Raw genomic sequence first — 276 nt, forward strand, 5'->3', positions numbered from 1 at the left:
TTGCCGGCCTTGCAGAGTTCTGCAATGGCCGCCAGGCGCGCCTCGCGATCAAGGATGCTGACCTTGATCTTGATTAGTTCGTGATCGCCCAATGCGCGTTCAAGTTCGGTTAACACACCTTCAGTCAAACCGTTGTCAGCCACAGTCAAAACTGGTTTCAGATGGTGGCCAATGGATTTGTACTGTTTCTTCTGCTCTTGAGTGAGCGGCATAATCTGACCCCTGTGTCTGATCTTGTAAAAAGCGGCGGCCAGTTTACCCGAGCGAGTCCGGGAC

General features: G+C 52.9%; 1 protein-coding gene. It reads right to left on the reverse strand.

The window, feature by feature from the left end:
- A partial coding sequence (locus AAEY78_RS12920) for a YhbY family RNA-binding protein (protein WP_352339719.1) occupies positions 1–212 on the reverse strand: 212 nt, incomplete at its 3' end.
- Between the last annotated feature and the right edge of the window lie 64 nt (positions 213–276).

Origin of the sequence: Psychrobacter sp. 16-MNA-CIBAN-0192, assembly GCF_040309565.1 — a bacterium.
Classification (GTDB): domain Bacteria; phylum Pseudomonadota; class Gammaproteobacteria; order Pseudomonadales; family Moraxellaceae; genus Psychrobacter.